This is a genomic window from Trichococcus collinsii, assembly GCF_900107505.1.
GTDB classification, from domain to species: Bacteria; Bacillota; Bacilli; order Lactobacillales; family Aerococcaceae; genus Trichococcus; species Trichococcus collinsii.
On record NZ_FNQH01000010.1, the window covers coordinates 12073 to 34646 of the forward strand.

Annotated in this window: 20 protein-coding genes, 1 pseudogene and 1 riboswitch; of the genes and pseudogenes, 3 read left to right on the top strand and 18 right to left on the bottom strand. The window is 49.0% G+C overall.

Going from position 1 to position 22574, the window contains the following annotated elements; translation table 11 throughout:
* Positions 1–189: 189 nt before the first annotated feature.
* The 5 genes from mgrA to gloA2 all read right to left on the bottom strand — a co-directional run bounded on the left by mgrA (position 190) and on the right by gloA2 (position 5681).
* On the bottom strand, positions 190–1179 hold the full coding sequence (gene mgrA, locus BLV66_RS14060; RefSeq protein WP_086986692.1) for an L-glyceraldehyde 3-phosphate reductase: 990 nt from the start codon (positions 1177–1179) through the stop codon (positions 190–192).
* 230 nt (positions 1180–1409) lie between these two features.
* A complete protein-coding gene (locus BLV66_RS14065; RefSeq protein ID WP_086986693.1) occupies positions 1410–2141 on the bottom strand; it encodes a GntR family transcriptional regulator in 732 nt (243 codons plus the stop codon).
* 105 nt (positions 2142–2246) lie between these two features.
* Positions 2247–3662 (bottom strand): glycoside hydrolase family 1 protein, encoded by a 1416-nt coding sequence (locus BLV66_RS14070; RefSeq protein ID WP_086986694.1) that lies wholly within the window; start codon positions 3660–3662, stop codon positions 2247–2249.
* A 31-nt stretch (positions 3663–3693) separates the two neighbouring features.
* Positions 3694–5031 carry a PTS sugar transporter subunit IIC gene (locus BLV66_RS14075; RefSeq protein WP_086986695.1) on the bottom strand — a complete coding sequence of 446 codons (1338 nt, stop codon included), beginning with the start codon at positions 5029–5031 and terminating at the stop codon, positions 3694–3696.
* 269 nt (positions 5032–5300) lie between these two features.
* Positions 5301–5681, bottom strand: coding sequence for an SMU1112c/YaeR family gloxylase I-like metalloprotein (gene gloA2, locus BLV66_RS14080; RefSeq protein ID WP_086986696.1), 381 nt, complete (start codon positions 5679–5681; stop codon positions 5301–5303).
* Between the two features lie 220 nt (positions 5682–5901).
* Between gloA2 and BLV66_RS14085 the strand changes: the two genes are divergently transcribed.
* Positions 5902–6243, top strand: coding sequence for a heavy metal-binding domain-containing protein (locus BLV66_RS14085; protein ID WP_086986697.1), 342 nt, complete (start codon positions 5902–5904; stop codon positions 6241–6243).
* Between the two features lie 50 nt (positions 6244–6293).
* Here BLV66_RS14085 and BLV66_RS14090 read toward each other — a convergent pair whose 3' ends face one another.
* The 10 genes and pseudogenes from BLV66_RS14090 to BLV66_RS15650 form a co-directional block, all read right to left on the bottom strand.
* On the bottom strand, positions 6294–8468 hold the full coding sequence (locus BLV66_RS14090; protein ID WP_086986698.1) for a type IA DNA topoisomerase: 2175 nt from the start codon (positions 8466–8468) through the stop codon (positions 6294–6296).
* Between the two features lie 154 nt (positions 8469–8622).
* The gene (locus BLV66_RS14095) at positions 8623–10818 is read right to left on the bottom strand and encodes a DNA topoisomerase III (RefSeq protein ID WP_086986699.1); all 2196 of its coding nucleotides are present in this window, start codon (positions 10816–10818) and stop codon (positions 8623–8625) included.
* Positions 10819–11048: 230 nt separating this feature from the next.
* On the bottom strand, positions 11049–11597 hold the full coding sequence (locus BLV66_RS14100) for a flavin reductase family protein (RefSeq protein WP_086986700.1): 549 nt from the start codon (positions 11595–11597) through the stop codon (positions 11049–11051).
* 184 nt (positions 11598–11781) lie between these two features.
* Entirely contained in the window at positions 11782–12213 is a 432-nt protein-coding gene (locus BLV66_RS15935; RefSeq protein ID WP_369596129.1) for an ABC transporter permease, read from the bottom strand.
* A gap of 10 nt (positions 12214–12223) precedes the next feature.
* Positions 12224–12880 (bottom strand): annotated as a pseudogene (locus tag BLV66_RS15940) (ABC transporter permease); the annotation flags it as partial.
* Positions 12877–13596, bottom strand: coding sequence for an ABC transporter ATP-binding protein (locus BLV66_RS14110; RefSeq protein WP_086986702.1), 720 nt, complete (start codon positions 13594–13596; stop codon positions 12877–12879). The gene BLV66_RS14110 and the pseudogene BLV66_RS15940, both read right to left, overlap by 4 nt.
* Positions 13597–13749: 153 nt before the next feature.
* Positions 13750–14631, bottom strand: a complete 882-nt coding sequence (locus tag BLV66_RS14115; protein ID WP_086986703.1) for a hypothetical protein — start codon at positions 14629–14631, stop codon at positions 13750–13752.
* 213 nt (positions 14632–14844) lie between these two features.
* Positions 14845–15384, bottom strand: a complete 540-nt coding sequence (locus tag BLV66_RS14120; protein ID WP_086986704.1) for an ECF transporter S component — start codon at positions 15382–15384, stop codon at positions 14845–14847.
* On the bottom strand, positions 15363–15785 hold the full coding sequence (locus BLV66_RS14125) for a DUF4430 domain-containing protein (protein WP_176974294.1): 423 nt from the start codon (positions 15783–15785) through the stop codon (positions 15363–15365). The genes BLV66_RS14120 and BLV66_RS14125 overlap by 22 nt, the downstream gene beginning before the upstream one ends.
* 87 nt (positions 15786–15872) lie before the next feature.
* Positions 15873–16029, bottom strand: a riboswitch (adenosylcobalamin (AdoCbl) riboswitch).
* A gap of 92 nt (positions 16030–16121) precedes the next feature.
* The gene (locus tag BLV66_RS15650) at positions 16122–16277 is read right to left on the bottom strand and encodes a hypothetical protein (protein WP_176974295.1); all 156 of its coding nucleotides are present in this window, start codon (positions 16275–16277) and stop codon (positions 16122–16124) included.
* Between the two features lie 49 nt (positions 16278–16326).
* On the opposite strand from BLV66_RS15650, the gene BLV66_RS14130 reads away from it, so the two are divergent.
* Positions 16327–18477 (top strand): copper-translocating P-type ATPase, encoded by a 2151-nt coding sequence (locus BLV66_RS14130; RefSeq protein ID WP_086986706.1) that lies wholly within the window; start codon positions 16327–16329, stop codon positions 18475–18477.
* Between the two features lie 142 nt (positions 18478–18619).
* Positions 18620–18814: an SHOCT domain-containing protein gene (locus tag BLV66_RS14135; RefSeq protein ID WP_245826703.1), complete on the top strand. Its 195-nt coding sequence runs from the start codon at positions 18620–18622 to the stop codon at positions 18812–18814.
* Positions 18815–18911: 97 nt separating this feature from the next.
* On the opposite strand, the gene BLV66_RS14140 is transcribed toward BLV66_RS14135, so the two are convergent.
* From BLV66_RS14140 to BLV66_RS14150, 3 genes are read right to left on the bottom strand one after another with little or no spacing between them, the layout of a single operon-like run.
* Positions 18912–20312, bottom strand: a complete 1401-nt coding sequence (locus BLV66_RS14140) for a sensor histidine kinase (protein WP_086986708.1) — start codon at positions 20310–20312, stop codon at positions 18912–18914.
* On the bottom strand, positions 20309–20992 hold the full coding sequence (locus BLV66_RS14145) for a response regulator transcription factor (protein ID WP_086986709.1): 684 nt from the start codon (positions 20990–20992) through the stop codon (positions 20309–20311). Before BLV66_RS14145 ends, BLV66_RS14140 begins: the two co-directional genes overlap by 4 nt.
* A 33-nt stretch (positions 20993–21025) precedes the next feature.
* Complete coding sequence (locus tag BLV66_RS14150) at positions 21026–22540, bottom strand: multicopper oxidase family protein (protein WP_086986710.1); 1515 nt, start codon at positions 22538–22540, stop codon at positions 21026–21028.
* Positions 22541–22574 lie beyond the last annotated feature (34 nt).

The following is a 22574-nucleotide window of genomic DNA, read 5'->3' on the forward strand; positions in this document are numbered from 1 at the left end:
GATGAACAATCCGGGCGTACTTATCCACTTTACCCAACATTCTGATTGTCTGCAAGCAGATTTATGCAAAATAGTAATACTATTTTCTGTTCATGATGCCTGTATACTGAGGCAATTACGATGTTTGAAAAACAAAAAAGCCTCCCGAAATGATGCGTTGCACCGCTTCGGGAGACTATTCCTATTTGATTATATTGCCAATACCGCTTCGATTTCATCCAATTCTTCATTGGTGAAATCAAGGTTTTCCAGCGCTTTTACGTTATCATCGATTTGGCTCACTCTGCTGGCCCCGATTAGTACGCTTGTGACTTTTCCATCGCGGAGAATCCAAGCAACGGCCATCTCAGCCAAGGTCTGACCGCGTCTTTGCGCAATTTCGTTCAGTGCGCGTGATTTCTCGATGGTTTCTTGCACCCCTTCCGCATTCAGGAATGGTGAAGAAGATCTGCCGGCACGTGAATCTTCCGGAATGCCATGCAGATAGCGGTCGGTCAACATGCCTTGCGCCAACGGGCTGAAGGCGATAGTGCCCAACTTGTTGGCCGTCAGAACATCCTGTAGACCATCCTCAATCCAACGGTTGTACATGTTGTAGGCTGGTTGGTGGATGATGAACGGCGTCTTCAAGTCTTTGAATATGGCTGTAATTTCAGTAGTCTGCTCCGCAGAATAGCTGGAAATGCCGATATACAGGGCTTTCCCTTGACGGACCATCAGATCCAATGCTTGCGCAGTTTCTTCGAATGGTGTTTCAGGATCAGGACGATGCGAATAAAAGATATCCACATAATCAAGCCCCATCCGTTTCAGACTTTGATCAAGACTCGCCGTCAAATACTTTTTGGAGCCCCATTCCCCATATGGGCCGGGCCACATATCATAGCCGGCCTTGCTGGAAATGATCAGTTCATCCCGGTAAGGCAGGAAGTCCTTTTTCAAAATCTTGCCGAATGTTTCTTCCGCGCTTCCCGGAGGTGGACCGTAGTTGTTCGCCAAATCGAAATGGGTGATGCCCAGATCGAAGGCGCGTTGGACCATTTTGCGGGAATTGTCGAACAGGTCCACTTCGCCGAAGTTATGCCAAAGCCCTAGAGAGATGGCAGGCAGTTTCAGACCGCTGTTGCCTACGCGGTTATAGATCATTTTGTCATATCTGTTTTGTGCCGGTTGATACATGTCATCACCTCAATAATTTAATATACTTATTATAGCGTTTTCATTATTGAAAGCATAGCTTTTACGCGAAAAGCTGAACGAACCCGTTCAGCTAGCCACTATTTTAGGATGCGCAGAATACTTTGCAATCCCTTTGGGTACCTACGGTAATGCATTTTTGGATTCTGAATACTTTATTCCTAGCAATTACGGACAACGAAAGTTGCCGCGCAACTTCATTGTCCGTTCCATTATCCCAACAGTCCCTCTCTGCTGACGTTGACGAAGGACATCTCCACCATGTCATAGCGGTGATGCACGATTGAATATTCCAATGGGGTTCCTCTTTCCAGGAACATGACTTTGCTGACTTCAAGGACCGGATCCTCATTGGAACAATGCAGATATTGCTTGTCGTTATCGTCCGGTTTGACCGCTCGGACGGTCTGTCGGTTGTCGCCAAAGATGATGCCCAAATCCCCTTGAAGATAATCATACAAGGAGCGGTTCAGAATTTCTTTCGTGATGTTCGGTGCCAGAGTGATCGGGATGATTGTATGCTCCAAAGAATACGGCTTTTCATCCAGTATCCGCAGCCGTTTGATGTCATAGACGGGTTCTTCTTTCGTGATGCTCAGCTGATTGCATTCTTCCTCATCCGGGAAGCGAACGTTAAAGTCAAGCACTTCCGTCTTCAGTTCCAATCGCTCTCCGGCCGCAGCGGTCAGGCCGACGTTCTGGCCGATTTGGATGCTCTGCTCAGCCCGATTGACCGCATTCTTCTTAACATAGGTCCCCGAACCTTGGATTGTGTACACCAATCCCGCGACACTCAAAAGGTCCAACGCCTTCTTTACCGTCACGCGGCTGGTGCCGAATTCCTTCGCCAAGGACTCCTGATCGGGAATTTTTTCTTCGGAGTTATACATTCCGCTTTTGATTCTTTTTCTGATTTCATTTGCGACTTCTTTGTATTTTGCCATGTCCTTCACCACTTATCTACGTGATTTGGAAATTTGTATTTACAAATATCTCCTTGTTGATTATAACATAGACAACTGGCCATTATGCAACAGGAATAGCAACAGTCACTTGTACGTATGCTCGTCCACTTCGAGTCGTTTTCTTTGGATAAGATCCCGATACCAATAGCCCGACTGCTTCAAGGAACGCTTCAGGTCGTCCTCCAGATCGATGCGTACGAGCCCGTAGCGGTTCTTGAAGGCATTCATCGGCGAGACACAATCCGTAAAGGCCCACAGCATATAACCCTTGCAGTTTGCCCCGTCCTGGACAGCATCCAACAAGGAACTCAAATGCTCTGTGATGTAGGCGATGCGGTAATCGTCCTGAATGGTGCCTCTGCTGTCCGCAAAGCGCTCCTCCTGCTCGATGCCCATCCCGCTTTCCGCAATGAACCACGGGATATTGCCGTATTCGGATTTCAGGCGCATGGCCATATCATACATGATCTGCGGGAAAATTTCCCAACCGCGCGAAGTGTTCATCCTTCTGCCAGGCAAGGAAAACTCTTCATAATAGTATTCCGGATGGAACGGTGTCTCCTTGTTCCACTCGTAACGAGGCGACCGGACCCGTTTCGGGAAATACAGATTGATCCCGAGACAGTCCACCGTATTTTCTTTGATGATAAGCAGTTCCTCTTCGGAGTATTCAAATGGAATTGCGTGCTTTGCAAGCACATCGAACAACTCATCGGGATACTCCCCCTTCACCAATGGATCCAGAAAAATACGGTTATAAAGCAGATCGTACATCCGGGCGGCCTTTTGATCCGCCGGTGATGAAGAACGCGCGTAGGTCACTTCCGGATTCAGGATGGCTCCGATCTGACCGTTGTAGCCTTTTTCATGGAAAATCTGGACTGCCCGTGCCGTAGCAATCACCTTGTTGAAATTCCATTGCATCCATTTCGACGTATCCTGCTCATGCGGATAACGGATGGCATCTAGGTAGATGCGCGTCTGGATGACAACCGGCTCGTTGAAAGTGAACCAATGCTGGACGCGATCAGCATAGCGTTCAAAGGCTATTTCGGCATATTTCGCATAGAGATCAACGACATGCTTCGAGCTCCAGCCATCATATTTCTCCATCAAATAGGCCGGGACTTCGTAATGCTCCAGGCAAAGCATCGGCTCTACGCCGGCCTCAAGCAGCGCATCCACGACATCGCTGATGTGTTGGGCATAATCTTCATCGACTACCGCATTTTCATAATCCGTAAAGAAGCGCGCCCAGTTGATCGATGTCCGGTAATGCGTCAGACCGATTTCTTTCATCATGGCCACATCTTCGTGATAGCGGTCATAGAATGAGGTTGCTCCAGCCGGTCCATAGCCTTCATGCCATACGAAAGGTTCCTCTTTATACCACATGTCCAGGTAGGAATCCTGCCCTTCTTTTTTGCCCTTCCAACCTTCCGTCTGCCATGCAGAAGAAGATGCTCCCAAGATAAATCCTTCAGGTATATTTTTTAACATTCCTCATTCCCCTTTCTGTTCAGATCTTTCATTATTCGACAGCTGCTGATACTTCTGATTTGTTTTCGATTTCTGGTTCGACAGCAAGCGCACGATTGCTTGCCTTCACGAACGGCAGATAGATCAACACGGAAACAGCGATACAAATCAGTTGCGTAGCGACCGCTCCCATGCTGCCGGCTGTCGCAAGATAGCCGCTGATTAATGGTGGCGTTGTCCAAGGAACCATCACGACCGCCTTACCGGCAAATCCGATTGCTGTCGCGAAGTAACCGATTGTGCCTGTAACCAGAGGCGTCAAGATGAACGGGATCGCCATTATCGGGTTCAGCATGATCGGCATGCCAAAAATAAGTGGTTCGTTGATGTTGAATAGCCCGGGGCCAACAGACAGCTTGCCGATTTCCTTGAAATCGGCGCGTTTCGAAACCATGAAGACGGCGATCAGCAGACCGATCGTTACGCCGGAACCACCCATGCTCATGTACATATCCCAGAACGGCATGTTGATGATGTTTGGAGCTTCTTTGCCGGCTTCAAAAGCGGCTGTATTTTCAGCGATGGCAGCCAACAAAATCGGCTCCCGGATCGGTTTTATCATTTGGTTACCGTGGATCCCGATCACCCAAAAAATCTGCGATACGAACATCAGCAACAGGATACCCGGCAAGCCTTGAACGACTTTCGCAAGCGGCGCTTGAATTGTCGTATAAATGATGTCATACAAAGTCAATCCCGTGATCATGAAAATCAGATGGGCACCTGCCGCAATCAGCGAAACCGTCAAAATAGTCGGAATCAAAGCAGAGAAGCCGCGGGCAACATTTGTAGGGACCGTATCCGGCATGGTAATTTTCAATCTATCCTGTTTACTCAACCAGGTATAAAGTTCAACGGATAAGATGGCGATGAACATGCCCAGGAATAAGCCGCGTGACCCTGTATAATTGCTGGAAAGGACATTTGTCACCGGAACCGGCGTCTCTTCAAATAGAACTTCGATTGCTGTCGGGATGGTCGCGATATAACTGATGACCGCCAAAAGACCAGCGAAATGATCGGAGACTTTGTTCAGCTTGGCGACTTCGATCCCGATCAGAAAGACCGCACTGATCGTCATCAGATTCATGGTAGCGTAGTTGATCGCCTGCGTAATCGGTTTCATTTGTTCCAAGAAGCGTAAAGCCTCGAACTGGGCCAATCCATTCGTCGAATCGAACACCATGTTTGAAAATAAAGTGGCAAAAGCACCGGTGATGATGACAGGCAACAACATTGAAAAGGCATTTTTGATTGCGATGATGTACTTCAAATCATTGATCTTATAGGCGATCATATTCAAACGTTCAATCCACTTCGCATTTTCCATTCTTTTTCCTCCTAGACTGTTTGTTCTGATTGTTCTGTTTAATGATTGAGTTGCCTCCTCCAACTCTCTTTTTCATATTGTAACCCCTTTCTCTTTCGTTGTAAATACCTATTTAATATTTGTGTTTACAAATTACGGATTTAAAGAGATGGATGTGAGGCCTCGAACTGCTACATGGGCTCCGAACTCCGGTGAACGCAGGCTTCGCCGGCACTGGAGGAAAAAACAGGGAGCGTCTCAAATGAGACACTCCCCGTTTCAGCTATGCTTTATTCATGCAACTCCAGCGGCAAACCGTCCGGATCCTTGAAAAAAGTGAATTTCTTGTTCGTATAGTCATCCAAGCGGATCGGCTCGGTCTCCACGCCCTTACGGTTCAATTCAGCAACAGTAGCTTCGACATCCTCCACATAAAAACACAGATGGCGCAGACCTACTGATTCCGGACCGCTGGGGCGCTCGGGTGGATTCGGAAAAGAGAACAGTTCGATTTCGCTCTCCCCCAGCTTGAGATCTAATTTATAAGAATCCCTGTCTGCCCGGTAGTTTTCGCGGATGATAGGCAATTCCAACACTTCTGTGTAGAATGCTTTGGAAGCCTCATAATCGGAGGCGATGATCGCCACATGGTGAATTTTTTCAAATTTCATGGTAACATTCCCTTCTGTTTCGAGTCTTCCATAATTTTACCACTAAGGGACAATCTGTACACTCTTGCCTGTAACATTTTTCTGCCCAACGGCCACCAAGATGGTAGATTTTTGTATCTTTTCAAGCCTGACTTTTGATATAATGAAGGCATCACCAGAAAGTTATAATCGATTTGTTGAACTGATTGTTTCACCGTTAGGAGAAAGGATGGTAAGTCACATGATTATTACAACAACAGCCCATATCGAGGGCAAAAAAATCACTGCCTATCAAGGCATCGTTTTCGGAGAAGTCATCACAGGCATCAACGTATTCAAGGATTTCGGAGCCGGCATCCGCAATATCGTTGGAGGACGTTCAAAGAGCTACGAGGATGAATTGACTGTGGCACGTGAAAACGCCTTGTCAGAAATGGAAAGCCGCGCATCCGCAAAAGGCGCAAACGCCATCGTCGGCATGAAGATGGATTATGAAGTGCTGGGAGCCGATAACGGCATGCTGATGGTCACCTGCAGCGGCACCGCCGTGAAATTGATGGATGAATCAGAATATTTAGGCTAAAAAATCAGAAAAGGTATCCGGGAATCAATTTCCCGGATACCTTTTTAGGTTCATTGTATTTTTTTGCGCACCGGCTTTTTCTTGCTCGGAGCGAACGGTTTGAAGGAAACGGCATAATTGCCTGCTTCGTCTTTCCCCAACAACAAAGCCGTCGAAAAACTCTTGCCGTCTTTTTTCTTGAAACCGGAAAGGCGCTTCGTTTCTTTTCGGGACAAGAGTTCTTTCGCTTCCTCCGGAGATAGATAGCGGCGGGCGATATAGCGGGAAATCCGGAATGCGCATGCCTCACCGTATTCTTGGCATTGGAGGTAACTCCCCTTGATGATCGCTTCTTTCCCGCAGACCGGGCAAACACCGACGACCGCACCATCGCCTGCAGCATCGATGCGCTCCGCGATCCCTTCGGACTGCAGCATCTCGTTCTTGGTGCCTAGGATTTCCATAACGAAGTGTTTGATGTTATCCAGGAAATAGTCCTGATCACCCTCGCCTTTATGGATTTTTGCTAGATATTTTTCCCATTCGGCCGTGAAGGCGACATCGCTCATCTTGTTGCCGGCCACGGCCTCACAAAGCAGGGTTCCCTTTTCGGTAATCGCGAGCTGATTCTTCGAAGCGGTTATGTAGCCCCTGTCCTTCAGGTTTTCGATGACACCAGCACGGGTCGCTTCCGTTCCGATACCGTGCGTTTCCTTCAGGATTGCCTTGTCTTCGGCATCCTCCACTTCTTTTCCGGCGTTCTTCATGGCTGCAATCAGCGTGCCTTCTGTGTAAGGCTTCGGAGGGGTGGTCTTCTTCTCCTTTGTGGCCAAAACGGCTGTTCCGGTTTCCCCTACCGTAACCATCGGCAGGATTTTGTCCTCAGGTTCGCCTTTTTTCTTTGTGTTGCCTTCCAGCTTCTTCCATCCGAGATTCTTGATGATCTTACCGGATGCCACGAAGTCCAGTCCGCCTATATCGGTAGTGATGGTCGGTTCATCGTAAATGAAGTCTTCTTCGAACATCGCCATCGTCCGGCGTAGGACGAGATCATAGATTTTCTGCTGGTTCGCATTCAATTTCGCGATCCGGGCCTGATCCGGCACCTTTTTCGTCGGGATGATGGCATAATGCTCCTGCACTTTGGCATCATCGACATATTTTTTGCGCGGAGTCAGATTAGGCTTGTCGATGGTATGGCCCAGTATGCCCAGGTAGCCGGAAAGATTGTCCTTCAGGTAGGCAAATTCATTTTTGGTGATGACCGTCGCGTCCGTCCGCGGATAGGAAAGCAGCTTTGCTTCATACAAAGACTGCACGGTTGCCAATGTGTCTTTCGCGCCCATCTTGAATTTGGCATTGGCTGCCCGCTGAAGATCGCTGAGCGAATACAGACGCGGCGCAAACTCGCGTTTGTTCTCGTTGGCTTCGAAGCGTTTGATGACGGCAGGCATCTCAGCCGCCAATCCGTGCGCCGCGATGAAGGCTTTCATTTCCTGCTTGGACTCAAATTCATGCTGATACTTCGCTTCGAATGTCCCGTTGGTGACCGTGATCCGTGCCAAACACTCGTAATGTGTCTCTTCCTTGAAAGCAGCGATTTCCTTCATGCGCTTATAGATCATGAAAAGCGTCGGTGTCTGCACGCGGCCGACCGAAAAAGCCCCTTCTTTGATTCCGGCCTTCTGGATCGCAATGGTGTACAGCCGGCTCAGATTCATCCCAACTATCCAGTCGGCGATTTCCCGGCTTTGGGCCTCGATGTAGGATGGGTACGTATCCTTCCCGTCCAGCAATTCGCTGAACCCGCGGCGGATTTCATTGGATTCCAGGCTGTTGATCCAGAGGCGCTTCATTTCCTTCTTTTCTGCGCCGGCGTGCCGGATGATCGAACGGGCGATATTTTCCCCTTCGCGGTCCGAGTCGGTGGCGATGATGATGCGGTCCGCTTCCTTGAGCTGCTGTTTGATGTTCGCCATCTGCTTGCCTTTTCCGTATTGGATCTTGTATTTATAGTTTTCCGGGAAAATCGGCAAGTGGTCCAGGCTCCATTTTTTCCATTTCGGATCATATTCTTCAGGCTGCAACAAGCCCAACAGATGGCCGGATGCATGCACGATGACCGTTTCGCCATCGAACAGGCTGTCCTGGATTATGTAGTTCCCGGCAACCGTCGCCTTCTTTTGGAAAGAGCTCGCGTAGGCAGCTGCCTGCGATGATTTTTCGGCTAAAATGACTGTTTTCATTCTGAAATTCCCTCCCTGACAGGATTGCCGTCTGAGACTTTTAAGGCAATCGATACCCTACAATTATAACATACGCGCATTCCCGAAACCCGATCGAAAAAGGACTACGACAGGCACAAAAAGTGCCGTTGCAGTCCTTTTCGGTAAATTGTTTTTAATCGTCGAGCTTGAGTTTCTTCAGCGCTTCGAATAAGGCAGAATTTACCGGCTCTTCCTCTTGATTCTGTTTCTTCATATATTTTTGAACGTCCTGCTTCGCGGCTTTTCCGCCGGAGCCTTTTTTGCGTCGTTCGTTGAAGGCCGACAGTTTTTCGCGGTACCCGCACTTGCAGGTGAAAATCTGGCCGTCGCCTTCTCCATGCAGCTCCATTTTCTTCATGCACTGCGGACACCGGGCGTTGGTGACACGCGCCACATTCTTGCGGTATCCGCAATCGCGGTCCTGGCACACAAGCATCTTGCCCTTTTTGCCGTTCACTTCCAGCATCGGTTTGCCGCATTCCGGGCAGGTCTTGGTGGAGATGTTCTCGTGTTTGAACTTGCCGTCGCTCATCTTGATTTCCGAAACGATTTCTTTCGTATAAGTCTTCATTTCGTTGATGAATGTGTCCTTCTTCAGCTTGCCGGCAGCAATCTGTTCGAGCTTACGCTCCCAATCGGCTGTCAGGGCCGGGGATTTCAGTTCTTCCGGAACCAGCTCCAGCAGTTGCTTGCCTTTAGAAGTGATATGTATTTCCTGTCCGCGTCTTTCAATCAGGAAGGAATTGAACAGCTTCTCGATGATGTCGGCACGCGTAGCGACGGTTCCCAGTCCGCCCGTTTCCTTCAGCGTCTGCGCCAAAGCTTTGTCAGTCGTCTCCATATATTTTGCCGGATTTTCCATCGCCGTCAATAGCGTTGCTTCATTGAAGTAGGCGGGCGGTTTCGTCTGGCCGGATGTCTCGCTTATGTAACGGACAGCCAGCACATCGCCTGCCTCGATTTTCGGCAACAGTTGCTCCTGAAGACCGTCTTCCGACTCCTCATCCTCCGTGCGATTGCTGTAGACTTCTTTCCAACCGGCAGCGATGACTGTTTTGCCGCGGGCCACGAAGCGCTCGCCGCCAATGTCCGCGCGCAAAGTCAGCTGCTCGTATTCGTAAGCAGGGAAAAGCACAGCCAAGAAGCGTTTCACGACCAGGTCATAGATCTTGAGTTCCTGAGCCGAGAGCTTCCCGATTTGGACGACCTGTTCCGTCGGGATGATGGCATGGTGATCGGATACTTTGCTGTCGTCCACGAACGATTTGTTCGCCTTGATCGGTTTAGCCAATACCTTGTTCACGAGCGGACGGTATTCCTTGATGGCGCATGCCTTCAGCCGGTCCGGCAACGTGGCGACGATGTCGTTCGACAGGTAGCGGGAATCCGTACGCGGATAAGTCAACAACTTATGCTGCTCATAGAGTTTCTGCATGATGTTCAACGTCTCTTTGGCGGAATAGCCAAAAAGCTTGTTGGCGTCCCGTTGCAGTTCGGTCAGGTCGTACAGGCCGGGTGCATAGGTTTTTTTCGGTTTGCGGTCGACAGCCACAACCGCCGCCTGTTGCTTATCCAACCTTTTGACGATAGCTGTGACTTTGTCGCGCTCGAAACTCTTCGTGTCGTTCGTTTTCTCGTCCTGCCAAATCAGCTTCAGCTTCGTATCTGTCTGAGCCTCGATACCGTAATAGGTCTTCGGCTGGAATTTTTTGATTTCCTCTTCGCGTCTGGCGATGATGGCGACAACCGGCGTCTGGACGCGGCCGCAGTTCAACTGGGCGTTGTATTTCGTCGTCAGCGCTCGGGTTGCATTCAGGCCGATGTACCAATCCGCTTCCGAACGGGCCACAGCCGATTGATACAGGTTTTCATAGTCCTTGCCCGGCTTCAGGTTCTGGAAGCCGTCTTTGATGGCCTTGTCCGTCACGGATGAAATCCACAGGCGTTTGACGGGTTTATTGACTTTCGCTTTTTCGATTATCCAGCGGGCGACCAGTTCGCCCTCGCGGCCGGCATCCGTCGCGATGATGATGTCGGAAACGTCATTCCGCACCAGTTGGGACTTGACGGCATTGAACTGCTTGCTGGACTGCTTGATGACAGTCAGCTTCAGGTCTTGCGGAAGCATAGGCAGATCAGCCAAATTCCAATTTTTGTATTTCACATCATAGGCTTCCGGATCGGCAAGCGTCACAAGATGACCCAAGGCCCAAGTTACGATGTAGTCTTTCCCTTCCAGGTACCCTTGCCCCTGTTTCTCGCACTGTAGCACGCGGGCGATATCGCGCGCCACCGATGGTTTTTCAGCTAATACTAGACTCTTTCCCATACTCTATTTCCTACTTCCTAATTTCTTGATTCGTCAGTCTTACTATATCACAGAAGTTTTATGCGGACCTTACTTTTCGTTTTCCAGCTCAGATGGGCCCACATCAATTCCAGTTTGATGCTTCAGAAATTATGAAGAAAAAAGAAGGGACAGATCCGTTTATGGATTTCTGCCCTTCTTTTTTTTTTAGCTGTTCCCTGATGGTCTCCGGATTATAGCATCCTCTTCATTCAAACGCCTTCCGGCACCCATTTCCCCATTAAGCTGCGGTAATCGATTGTTTCCCCGTCAACCACAAATGTGCCGTCGCCATTAGCATGAAAGGTCCGGCGTTCTTTTCGGTCGTTGTCGCACCACACGCGTTCGGCTTGCAAAACGACTATTCCGTGGGGTTCGACATAATCGATGACCTTGCACTCCAAGCATGCAAGGCATTCAGCGATCAAAGGGGCCTCGACGCCTTTTGCTGGCAATGGGGTCAAGTTAAATTCCTTGAATTTATCCACCGTTGCTCCCGAACAGGTGCCGATTCTGATCACTTTTTCTGCAAGATCAACCGTTGGAATGGCTAGGACACATTCTTTCGTTCTCATGAAGGTTGTGAACGAATGGTTCCACGGTCCCGTTGATAGTGCGATTCGCGGTGTGAAATCCATCACCATATGCCAGGAAAGGGTCATCACATTATTCTTGCCTTCATCGTTTGTAGTGACCAAAACAACCGGCCCGGGCTCAATGAACATAAACGCCTTCTCGATAGGCAATTCCACCATTGTCATAATTATTCTCCCTCTTTTCTGTATAAAATCAGGTTTATAACTTACACATCAGTACCATCTTACGTGATGCGCATACGCCGAGATACAGCACCTCGAAAGCTGTCAAATGGATTGTTTTCTATGTCAATTATATCAAGGCCGATCCGTTGAAACGAATGAAGCGCGCGATTTCCAGCAAGCTAGCCTATATTTTGCGATAGCGCTTCAAGCCCAGAATGTTAAAAATGGTAAAAATGCTGATGAACAGCGCGATGGCTGCCAATTCATTCCCGATGTCCGCCAGCGTTGCCCCTTTTATCATGACACTTTGCAAAGCATTCCCGATGTAATACAGCGGCATGAATCTGGCCAAAAATTGTAGCCAATTCGCCAAGTTGCCTACCTCGATGATTCCTGAAAAGAAAATTTGCGGAATGATCACAACTGGAATGAATTGCACCATTTGAAATTCCGATGCAGCGAACGTCGATAATAACACCCCGAAAGATAAAGCCAATAGTGCTGATAGGAAGGTGATCACCATCACCAACGCGAGGCTTCCGGCTACGGTAACATGCAAAACATGAACAACAAACTCCACCAGCAATAAGGTTTGGATAAGGGCAAAAAAAACCATACCCCAAAAAGTAGCCAGCAATGATTTCCCATCGCCTGACCGGTGCAGCCAATACCTTATCCAACGTCCCGGATGTCCGTTCCCGCAAAAGTGCCATCCCCGAAATCAAAAACACCAAGAAAAAGACAAAAAAACCGAGCAAGACTGGGCTGATGGTCGTGAAGTAATCCGAATCAGCCTCGCCGTACAGATACCGTTCATCGACAGTCGTCGGTTGCGGCACAGCTTGAGCCAAGCTCGGGTTGGCCGCTGCAGTTTTTTGGGCAAGCGACGCAAATGCACTCAATTGCAGCTTGACTAGGGCACCTTGCAGTTTTGCCCTGACGACCGCACGCTTGGCAGGTGCACTGTTCTCATAAGTAATCTCAATATGGGTGGCATCATTTTGGGTGATAAAAGCCACCAATTGATTATTTTTGATGATTTCCGCCACGTGCTCTCCACTCGAAAAAACGGTGGCGTTGATGTGATTTTCTTCCAGATTTTCGACTATTTCGGGATTCAGGTTGTATACTCCCACTTTGTAGGTTGCGTTTTCTCCCGAGGAAGTGAATAAAAAATACATCAACGTAAACAGCAATAAGGGTGCTACCCACATTAAGGCCAAAGTCCGCTTATCCCGGAACATTTGGATGAAAATCCGTTTTGCGATGGCAAATGCGCTCATTCTTCCTCACCTCCTGCCGCCAAAAAGACTTCCTCGATGGTAGGCACGTTGAATTTTCCGGTCATTTCTTCAGCGGTTCCCAAAGCGATCAGTCGGCCATGGTTCAGCAGAACCAGCTTGTCGCAGCGCAGTGCTTCGTCCATGGCGTGGGTTGTAACCACAATCGTTTTCCCTTGGTCGCGGAGGTCGTTCAGTTCATGCCAGATGCCTTGCCGCAAAATCGGATCGACTCCGACAGTCGGTTCATCTAAAATAAGTATATCTGGATTGGGCAGCAACGCTATCGCCAAAGACAAACGCCGCTTCATCCCTCCGGAATAGCTCGATACGCGCTTGGATAAATCTTTCGCCAAGTTCGTCACTTGAGCAACATAATCCACCCTTTGCTGAAGAGCCTCTTTTTTCAAACCATACAATTTCCCGAAAAAAGCCAGGTTCTCTTTGCCCGTCAATTCTCCGTATAAGGCATCCGATTGGGCCATATATCCCACTTTTCCCAATACAGAAAAATCGGGCATCAGCTGATCGCAAATTTTCGTTCGCCCCGTATCCAGGCTCTCCATCCCCAACATCAGCTTGATCAAAGTGGTCTTTCCTGTCCCAGAAGGCCCGATGATTCCGACGATTTCACCTGTCTCAATCGTAAAATGAATATCTTCCAGAACGCTCTGTTGCTTGAATTTTTTTGAAACGTGTTGAACCTCTATTGCATGCATAAGCCTATCCCCCGTTGTCCTTATAGATCGAAAAGGATCCTGTATTTTCCCATTATAGTCCCCGGCAGTTCTGAAAACTAGTACCGAGGCCCGACCGAATGCAAGAAACCCCTTCAGATTCGCGAGTTGAATCTGAAGGGGTTTCTTGCGAAGCTAAGCCAAATAGCGCAAACATTTTTTTAAATCTTCTCTGCTTTGAGATATTTCTTTGGCTAATTTTTTCTCGACTTCATCTTTATCGATTATCAACCTATAACGTTTGACGAATGCGTATAGTTCTTTCCTGAATGCCGCATCCAAGCTTTCGAAGTCCAGCGGCAATTGGGTTCTATCCCCTGTCATCAAATAATTTTGATACTGTTCTTTCGCCCGACTTTCGGCATATGCGTCAAGGCCAATAGCTATTGCTCGATTTTCCTTAGATACTTTTTTCCAAGCAAACATATTCGGTTGCAAATATCTTGACCCCAAAGCGTTCTTTTGCAAAAGAAAGAATGCATTCCGATATTTTTCCAAGTAATACCGCAAGAGTGTTTCTTGGATGTAATCTTTATGCACTGCATAGCAACGCTCTATTTCGCTTTTCTCGCCTTCGTTTGCTTCAGGTTCAAACTTATAGCTGAATCCTCGTATGGCGCCGTCAACATGAACGCTCGAAGTACCGTAGTTGGTGAGCAGCCTTTCCTCTTTTTGAACAGCATTCGATCCGGGATCGAAGTATTTGCGAAATGCTGCAAACAAGCTATAATCCACCCGGATAAAGTCGTTTATCGGTACAGCAGGCATCGCTTCGCTGAGTTCTGCACGCTGAGTGGCTCCCCATGAATACTCCAAAAACGAAAGCATCTTATCAAAGCTAAAATAATCAGCTTCAGAGCCTGACATCTTTGAGGACATAAGAAACGCCAAATAGGAACCAATTACAAACAACAATACCAGTATCGTTACAACCAGCCCTTTGAAACCGCCTACAAAAAAACCAAATACGGTGAGTACCAGAAAAAGAATAAGGAATATATTTTTTATGTTTTTCATAACCACAGCCCCACATACATTTTAGATAGAAGCATCCCTCTAACCTTCTTCCCCAGGTAATTAACCAATCCGCGAATAAAGAATCTTATCTATGCAATACCATTATACTGGAGCGGACAAGCTATTTCCATTGACAGCCCGGTGTTCCGGAACCTAAAAAAATAAGCCAGACGGAATGCGCTCTTCCATAAGAGCATTCCATCTGGCTTTTCTTCACCCTTTTTTCAGCTGTGCCGCTATCAATGGCGCAAGAATCGGCTCCAGGATCAGATAGAACCCGGCATTCCCCAGACCATGCAAGAGATCAAATGGTATCCCGGCAGCATAGTACACCCAAAAATTATTGATTCCCATCATCTTCACCGTCAGCAACGAAATGATGAAGCCGTAGAGTATCCCTCCAAAGAAGGAAAAAACCACAAAATAAGCTTTGTGCGCCTTTTTGTAAAAGGGCTTCATGACCAAGCCTGTGACCATGATCAGAACGCCGAAACTGGCGATCTGCGCAATCGTCCACGGCCCCATTCCCAACAGGAAATTGGTCAGAACAATCGATAGGATGGCCACGATGAAGCCGTCCGTCATGCCCAGTGTCAGCGTCAGGATGATCAACACGGCTGTCACCGGCTGGACATTCGGGATGAACTGGAACATCATTCTCCCGACATAGCACAGAGCCGTCAAGATCGACAGCAACGCCAGTCGCCTCACCCCGAATCCCACAGCCTTGTTTACATTTCTGTCAGGTTCCACACGATTACGTCTCCTTCTTGGAGCGCCACGTCAGCAGCTCCGACCATCGAAGGCTCGCCGTTTACATCAAACAACCAATATTTCGCTTTCGTTTCGCCTGATGCTTCCACTTGTGCCTGCCCGTCGATGGCTGTGATAAAGCCGTCCGCTTCTTCGATCGCATAGTTTTCTTTCATGACATCCAATAAGTTAGCATCTGCTTCGACAGCCACTGTTTTTTCAGACTCTGCGATGACCGTTCCGCCATCCGTCAAGGAGATCGTTACACTAACTGTCTCCGCTGCTTCGGAACTGACTGCAACAGTCGACTCCTTCAGTACGGAACTTGTTTCCACTTCTTCCGTCGGGGCGCACCCGAATAATACCAAACTCAACGATAAGGCCAACAACAATTTTTTCATTTTACCACTCCTAATCTTTATTCGACAGGGGATGCATCGCCAACGGCCGAGATCATGCAAAAAAAGCCCATGCGCCATCGCATAGACAAGTAACGGGACCGTTTTACCTCGAAACGGCACGCTTGCAAAAAATAGCAGTTTGGAATGAAGACCTGACTTAGACGTTCCGGGACGTCATCACAGTGGCGGGACCGCGTTGGATTTTCACCAAACTTCCAAATTCCAAGTGTCTTTGAATGGTTTTCCTATCCCTTCCATTTTACCCAAAGCAGAAAAAAATACAAGACCAGTTGCGCTCTTCGTTACGCTCTAGTCCTACAATTGATGACAAATGTGTCAAGTCAATCTTTGAGTCTTTGTTCTGCCTTCAACCAGCTGGTCGACGGCTCCCAAGCCGTTTTCGAAGATGAAGACCTGAACGCCCGAAGAAAGGAAACCGTTACCACCCAAGCGTCGAATTCTGCTATGATAAGCATGAGAAACTGCAGTCATTTTTGTATACCTTATTGTTTGGACGTTGGGAAACAAAGGAGGAATCAAGATGGATGAACACAAACATACAGAGCACACGCACACAGACCGCACGTCGGAGGTCCCAAAGCCAAGCGATCCGCACGCCGGGCACGAACATTCAGGTCACCATATGCCCCCGTCACAGCCACCGAAACAGCCCGCTTCCCAGAGCCACGAACAACATGAACAGCACCTGGTGCGCGACATGTCCGGGCATAGCGCCGTTGGGCATGCCGGCCACCACGAAAAGATGGTGGAAGATTACAGGAAACGCTTTTGGGTTGTTTTGCTGCTGACGATTCCCATAACTTTGTTGTCCCCTATGATCATGATGCTTTTCGGTTACCATTTCGAATTTCCGGGAGCAAATTTCATCGTGTTCGGCTTATCCAGCGTGATTTTCTTTTACGGCGGCCAACCATTTCTGGAGGGTGCTTGGGAGGAATGGCAGAACCGGTCGCTCGGCATGATGATGCTGATTTCCTTGGCGATCGTTTCCGCCTATATCTACAGCACCTTCACAGCCTTCCTCATAGAGGGCTCGGACTTTTATTTCGAACTGGCTACCTTGATCCTGATCATGCTGCTAGGCCACTGGATCGAGATGAAATCCCAGATGGGGGCATCCAGGGCGCTGGAAGAACTCATCAAACTGATGCCCAAAGTTGCCCACCGCTTGGGTGCGGCCGGCAATGTCGAAGAAGTGTCGATTGAAGCCCTCGTTCCGGGTGAACGCATCCTCGTTAAGCCCGGTGAAAAGATCCCTTTGGACGGCAGAATATACGAAGGCCTGTCAACGGTTGATGAATCGATGCTGACAGGCGAATCCGTGCCTGTCGAAAAACAACCGGGCATGCAGGCTATCGGCGGCTCCATCAACGGGTCAGGTGTCCTGAAGCTGACTGTGGAAAAAGTGGGGAATGAAACCTACTTGGCTCAGGTCATCAACATGGTTCAGGAAGCCCAACAACAAAAATCCAAATCGCAGGGTTTGGCTGACAAGGCGGCTGGCTGGCTATTCTATATCGCTGTCATCGCCGGCGCCCTGACTTTCCTTTATTGGATTTTCGCGGCGGACCTGTCCTTCGCCTTGGAGCGGATGGTGACGGTCCTCGTCATCGCCTGCCCCCACGCACTCGGATTGGCTGTCCCTTTGGTGAATGCAGTATCCACTTCGCTTGCGGCAAGAAACGGTTTGCTGATCCGAAACCGGACGCAGTTCGAAGAGGCGCGCAACGTCGATCGGATCGTCTTCGACAAGACCGGCACCCTGACGGAAGGCAATTTTGGAGTGACCGATATCCTTCCTGCGACTGGGGTCTCCGAGAAGGAATTGCTGACGTTGGCCTATTCTGCCGAGAGCCAATCTGAACACCCGATCGCAAAAGGGATCGTCCGCAAAGGGGAAGCAGAGTCAATCGACCTTTTACCGGCAACTGATTATCAAAACCTAACCGGCCAAGGTCTGCAGGTCACTGTGAACGGCATGCAAGTAGCTATCGTCAGCCCCGGCACTATGGACGAGCGCGGCATTGCTTACGATAAAGAGACCTTCACCGATTTGGCCCAGCTAGGTAAAACTGTTGTCTTCGTTCTCAAGGAAGGCATCCTGCAGGGGATGATCGCCAGCGCCGATATCATCCGTTCGTCCTCGAACGAAGTCGTGACTACCCTGAAGGAGCAAGGTATCGAATCCATCATGCTGACAGGTGACAACAGCCGCGCAGCTCATTATGTAGGCAATCAGTTAGGGCTAGCTCAGGTATTTGCGGAAGTTCTGCCTGCCGAGAAATCAAAGCACATCACCGCGCTTAAGGCCGGAAACAAGAAGGTCGCAATGGTCGGGGATGGGGTCAATGATGCACCCGCTTTGGCGGAGGCTGACCTCGGCATCGCCATCGGGGCAGGCACGGATGTCGCCATCGAAACAGCCGACGTCATTTTGGTGGACAGCAATCCGAAAGACGTGTTGACGATCATCGCCCTTTCGAAAGCCACTTACCGCAAGATGGTCGAAAATCTGATTTGGGCTGTCGGCTATAACGTGATTGCCATCCCGTTGGCTGCAGGCGTATTGGCCAATCTAGGCTTCCTTATCACACCAGCCATGGGGGCAGCCGTCATGTCGATCAGCACCATCATCTGCGCGGTCAATGCCCGACTGCTGAAGATAGACTGAGCAGGCATTTCAACTGTTCACCGCAACTAACAAAAAAACTACATCCAATCTACACACTATCGTTGTACAATGATTGCATAAGAAAAGAAATGGGGGAATTTGCATGTTTGGCAGATGCCTACAATATTTTGGAGGTTTTGGTATGGGCGGCATGATGTTGATGTGGATTTTCTGGATTGCTTTAATCATACTCGTCATTTACTTGGCAACCAGGCTTTTGAACGATAGATCAGGCAAGGTTTCAACTGAAGAATCCGCTTTAGACATTCTGAAGAAGGAACTGGCTAAAGGGAACATTACTGAGGAAGAGTTTGATCGTAAGAAAAAACTATTGTAATCCATTATGAATACAAAACGAGGGACAGCCACAAAATGTGACTGTCCCTCGTTTTGTTTATCATTTAAGTGTCAGGTTATGTGGCAAAATTCCACATTCATCGCCGCTCTTGATCAACCGGAATCGAAACCGTGAACGTGGCTCCCTTGCCGATATCGCTGACGACCCGCACAGTCCCGTTGTGCTTCCTGATGATGCTTTTGACGATGGCTAAACCGAGACCTTGCCCACCGGATTTGCTATTGCGCGACGGCTCAGTCATATAGAAGCGCTCGAAAATCTTTTCCTGGTCTTCCCGGTCGATACCGATGCCGTCATCGGATACCTTCAAAATCGCTCGGTTGCCTTCCAGGTGCGTTTCAATGCGGATATGCCCTTGCTTCGGTGTGAACTTGATTGCATTCGCCAAAAGGTTCGTGAGCACTTGGCTGATTTTGTCCTGATCCGCCGTTATCATCAGCGGCTCCCCGAGGACCTCCAAGTTGATATTCTTCTTGGCGGCTGCAGTCGTGAAATTCGTCGCGACTTTCCTGCTCAAAGCCTGCAGATCAAAACGGCTGAATTCCAATTTTTCGTGACTGCTTTCCATTTCGTTGATCTTGTCGATATTCCCGATCAGGCGTGAAATTCGGTTCACTTCATCATAACAGATCTTCAACCGCTCGCTGCTCGGATCCCAGATGCCGTCCAGCATCGCTTCAAGATTGCCCTTCAATGTCGTAAGCGGGGTCCGGATTTCATGAGCGATATCGGAAGAAAGGCGATTCCGGATTTCCTGTTGGCTGTCCAGTTGACGGGAAAGACTGTCCACCGAACGGATCAGCGCATCGATTTCGACGATATTCGTTTCCTTCGGCGGTTGCTCCGTATAGTTGCCTTTAGCGATTTCTCCAGTGAAGCGGCTCACCGCAAAGACCGGTACGCTAAGCTTTCTGGCGATCCAGACAGCGAAGAAAAGTGATAAGCCGAAAGCCAGCAGCGCCACAATCAGCAGATTGTTGCGGATGTCGCTCATGAATGAGACATCATGGTCCGTATAGAAATATGTCCCCATCGTTCCGATTGCCAAGCTGCCGATTGTCCGGGTACCATCATTAAGTTCAACAGTGGTCACTGTATATTCACTCTCTGTCCCGCCCATCATCTCGTTCATCTGCGACATATGGCTGGACATCATCTGGCGGTTGTCCTGCTCCTCCATCGCAGTGGGGGTCCAGATCAGCGTTCCTTGGCTATCATAGACTTTCAGGATGATGTCGGCCTGCAAGGCCTGCCTGCCGATGACCGCTATGGCATCCTCATCCCAACCGCCTTGTTGGGCATAGACCGCCTCGATTTCATCCGTAAAACCGGTTATTTCTTCCGTGCGCCGTTCGCTGACATATTCCGAGAAGTGGCTGTCCAATAAGCGTACGCTGAACCAGCCGAACAGCCCGATGATGACGATTGAAAAGAGCAGGAAGGAAAAAATCAGTTGCCAACTGATCGTCCGCCTCATCGTTTCCCACCAAACCGGTAGCCACTTCCCCTGACAGTCAATATATAGATGGGCTGTTTCGGTTCCGGCTCTATCTTTTGCCTGATATTCTTGATATGCGTATCGATGACTCTATCTAATCCTTCGAAGTCCAACCCTTTTACGCTCTCCAATAATTCTTCCCTTGTGAAGAGTCGACTCGGATTCTTGGCCAACAAAATCAACAGGTCATATTCGGTAGCCGTCAATGCGACTTCCTGCTGGTTCGCGAAAACCTGCTTCGTCTTGGGATGGATGACCAATTGTCCGCCATCGAAAGTCCATTTCTCCTCGGCATCAGCCGGTGCAGCGCGCCTCAGTACAGCCTCGACCCGCGCAACCAGTTCCTTTGGACTGAATGGCTTGACCATGTAATCATCCGCTCCGGTCCGCAAGCCAATCAGGATATCCTTTTCGGATGACCTTGCCGTCAGCATGATGATGGGCACATTGGATTCTTCGCGGATTTTGGCGCAGACGTCTCCCCCTGTCATATCAGGCAGCATCAGATCCAAAACAATCAGATCCGGATGGAAGGCAGAAAACTTCTCCAATGCCTCCGTACCGGACTCGGCACGGTATACTTGATATTTTTTGGCGGCCAGATAGGCCTCCACGATATCCAAAATATTTGGTTCATCATCGACGATCAAAATCTTCATCGGCATCCACCTCCATCATATTTTCCTTGATTATTATTGTACACTGACCTGACCCATCATGCCATTGTCCTCATGCTCCAGAATATGGCAATGGTACATGAAAACTCCCTTCTCTGAAAAAGTCACAGCCAGCCTGACCGTTTCACCGGGATAAACGGCGACAGTGTCCTTCCAGCCTTGTTCATTCTGCGGCGGCTCCTCACCGTCACGCGAGAGCACCTGGAATTGGACACCATGAATATGGAAAGGATGGATCATGCTGCCCATCATATCCTGCGCATTGCGGACTTCCCAGATGACTGTTTCATTCAGGCGTTGTTCGACATCGATCCGATCCATGTCGAACTGGTTTCCGTTGATGTTAACCATGAAGGACATGCCGCTCAGCGTGAACTGTTGGATGACAGCCCCTTCCACCGTTGGTTCCGGTATTTCGTTCAAAATTTTCGGAAGCGCGGTCTGTATGTCCGTCTCTTCCGTGACATTCAAAGATAGGACGGTTACGTTCCCATCCATTAATTGCAAGGTATCCCCTTCAGCGTATTCGCTCAGGTCCACGACTATTTCCGCCCGCTCACCCGGCGTCAACGTCACAGACGTCAACGCAACCGGCTGCTCAAGAAAACCGCCGTCGCTGGCGATTTGATAGAACACTGCCGCATTCTCCAATCCGAACGTGTAGTTGCGGGCATTCGAACCATTAACCAAACGCAGGCGGATCTGTTCATTTTTGACTTTCACATATGGATTGATGGTCCCGTTCACCAGCAAGGTGTCTCCGTATGTACCATCAGGATTGTAAGTGCCTGCGTAATCGAATTGGTTGTCCGTATCGAAGGTCCGATCCTGAATAATCAAAGGAAAGTCATTCACTCCATAGTCCTTCGGCAAGTCAAGCTTGTCGGAGTTGTCGTCCTCGACAAAAATCAAGCCGGATAAACCGGCATAAACTTGTTCAGCTGTCGTCCCCAAGGCATGCGGATGGAACCACAACGTCGCCGCCTCCTGTTTCACCGTGAAATCCACTTGCATCGTTTCATTCGGTCCGACCGGGTGATGCGGTCCGCCATCCATATCAGAAGGGAGCTTCAGACCGTGCCAATGGAAAGAGGTTGCTGCGGACAACTGGTTTTCGGTCTTGATGTGCACCTTTTGACCTTCATGTACAACCAAAACCGGGCCAAGATAGGAACCATTATAGCCGAGCGTCTCCGTCTTTTCCCCTTCCAGGAAGGCAGTCTCCCCTGCTTGCGCCGTGACCGTATAAGTGATTTCAGTAGCGGATTCGGAATCCGGTTCTGCTAATTCAGGCAACCGCAATTCGGTCATTTCCTGCCCGCTCTCATCCAGTACCGTAGCCCGGTCTCCACCCATCATATGCCCCATCCCGATTAAATTCCCTGAACTGTTCAAATTTGTATCGGTAGTCGTCAAAGACGTCCGGCTATCCCCGCTATTAAAGAACGTCGAAAAAAGATTGACTGATACAAACAGTAATAAAGTTAGTGAAACGACCAAAACGGCAATCAATGATGTTCTCTTACTCATTATAATTCGCCCTCCATTCCTGACTCTTCTGTTG

What these genes read in the sequence shown, in the direction of transcription:
- BLV66_RS14090 (WP_086986698.1), bottom strand. Translation starts at nt 8,468, where the DNA reads ATGAAAACAGTCATTTTAGCCGAAAAATCATCGCAGGCAGCTGCCTAC.
- BLV66_RS14100 (WP_086986700.1), bottom strand. Translation starts at nt 11,597, where the DNA reads ATGACAATGGTGGAATTGCCTATCGAGAAGGCGTTTATGTTCATTGAG.
- BLV66_RS15935 (WP_369596129.1), bottom strand. Translation starts at nt 12,213, where the DNA reads ATGGTTTTTTTTGCCCTTATCCAAACCTTATTGCTGGTGGAGTTTGTT.
- BLV66_RS14135 (WP_245826703.1), top strand. Translation starts at nt 18,620, where the DNA reads ATGGGCGGCATGATGTTGATGTGGATTTTCTGGATTGCTTTAATCATA.
- BLV66_RS14150 (WP_086986710.1), bottom strand. Translation starts at nt 22,540, where the DNA reads ATGAGTAAGAGAACATCATTGATTGCCGTTTTGGTCGTTTCACTAACT.
- BLV66_RS14140 (WP_086986708.1), bottom strand. Translation starts at nt 20,312, where the DNA reads ATGAGGCGGACGATCAGTTGGCAACTGATTTTTTCCTTCCTGCTCTTT.
- BLV66_RS14115 (WP_086986703.1), bottom strand. Translation starts at nt 14,631, where the DNA reads ATGAAAAACATAAAAAATATATTCCTTATTCTTTTTCTGGTACTCACC.
- BLV66_RS14085 (WP_086986697.1), top strand. Translation starts at nt 5,902, where the DNA reads ATGATTATTACAACAACAGCCCATATCGAGGGCAAAAAAATCACTGCC.
- BLV66_RS14095 (WP_086986699.1), bottom strand. Translation starts at nt 10,818, where the DNA reads ATGGGAAAGAGTCTAGTATTAGCTGAAAAACCATCGGTGGCGCGCGAT.
- BLV66_RS14130 (WP_086986706.1), top strand. Translation starts at nt 16,327, where the DNA reads ATGGATGAACACAAACATACAGAGCACACGCACACAGACCGCACGTCG.
- BLV66_RS14065 (WP_086986693.1), bottom strand. Translation starts at nt 2,141, where the DNA reads ATGGCAAAATACAAAGAAGTCGCAAATGAAATCAGAAAAAGAATCAAA.
- BLV66_RS14110 (WP_086986702.1), bottom strand. Translation starts at nt 13,596, where the DNA reads ATGCATGCAATAGAGGTTCAACACGTTTCAAAAAAATTCAAGCAACAG.
- gloA2 (WP_086986696.1), bottom strand. Translation starts at nt 5,681, where the DNA reads ATGAAATTTGAAAAAATTCACCATGTGGCGATCATCGCCTCCGATTAT.
- BLV66_RS15650 (WP_176974295.1), bottom strand. Translation starts at nt 16,277, where the DNA reads ATGACTGCAGTTTCTCATGCTTATCATAGCAGAATTCGACGCTTGGGT.
- BLV66_RS14125 (WP_176974294.1), bottom strand. Translation starts at nt 15,785, where the DNA reads ATGAAAAAATTGTTGTTGGCCTTATCGTTGAGTTTGGTATTATTCGGG.
- BLV66_RS14070 (WP_086986694.1), bottom strand. Translation starts at nt 3,662, where the DNA reads ATGTTAAAAAATATACCTGAAGGATTTATCTTGGGAGCATCTTCTTCT.
- BLV66_RS14145 (WP_086986709.1), bottom strand. Translation starts at nt 20,992, where the DNA reads ATGAAGATTTTGATCGTCGATGATGAACCAAATATTTTGGATATCGTG.
- mgrA (WP_086986692.1), bottom strand. Translation starts at nt 1,179, where the DNA reads ATGTATCAACCGGCACAAAACAGATATGACAAAATGATCTATAACCGC.
- BLV66_RS14075 (WP_086986695.1), bottom strand. Translation starts at nt 5,031, where the DNA reads ATGGAAAATGCGAAGTGGATTGAACGTTTGAATATGATCGCCTATAAG.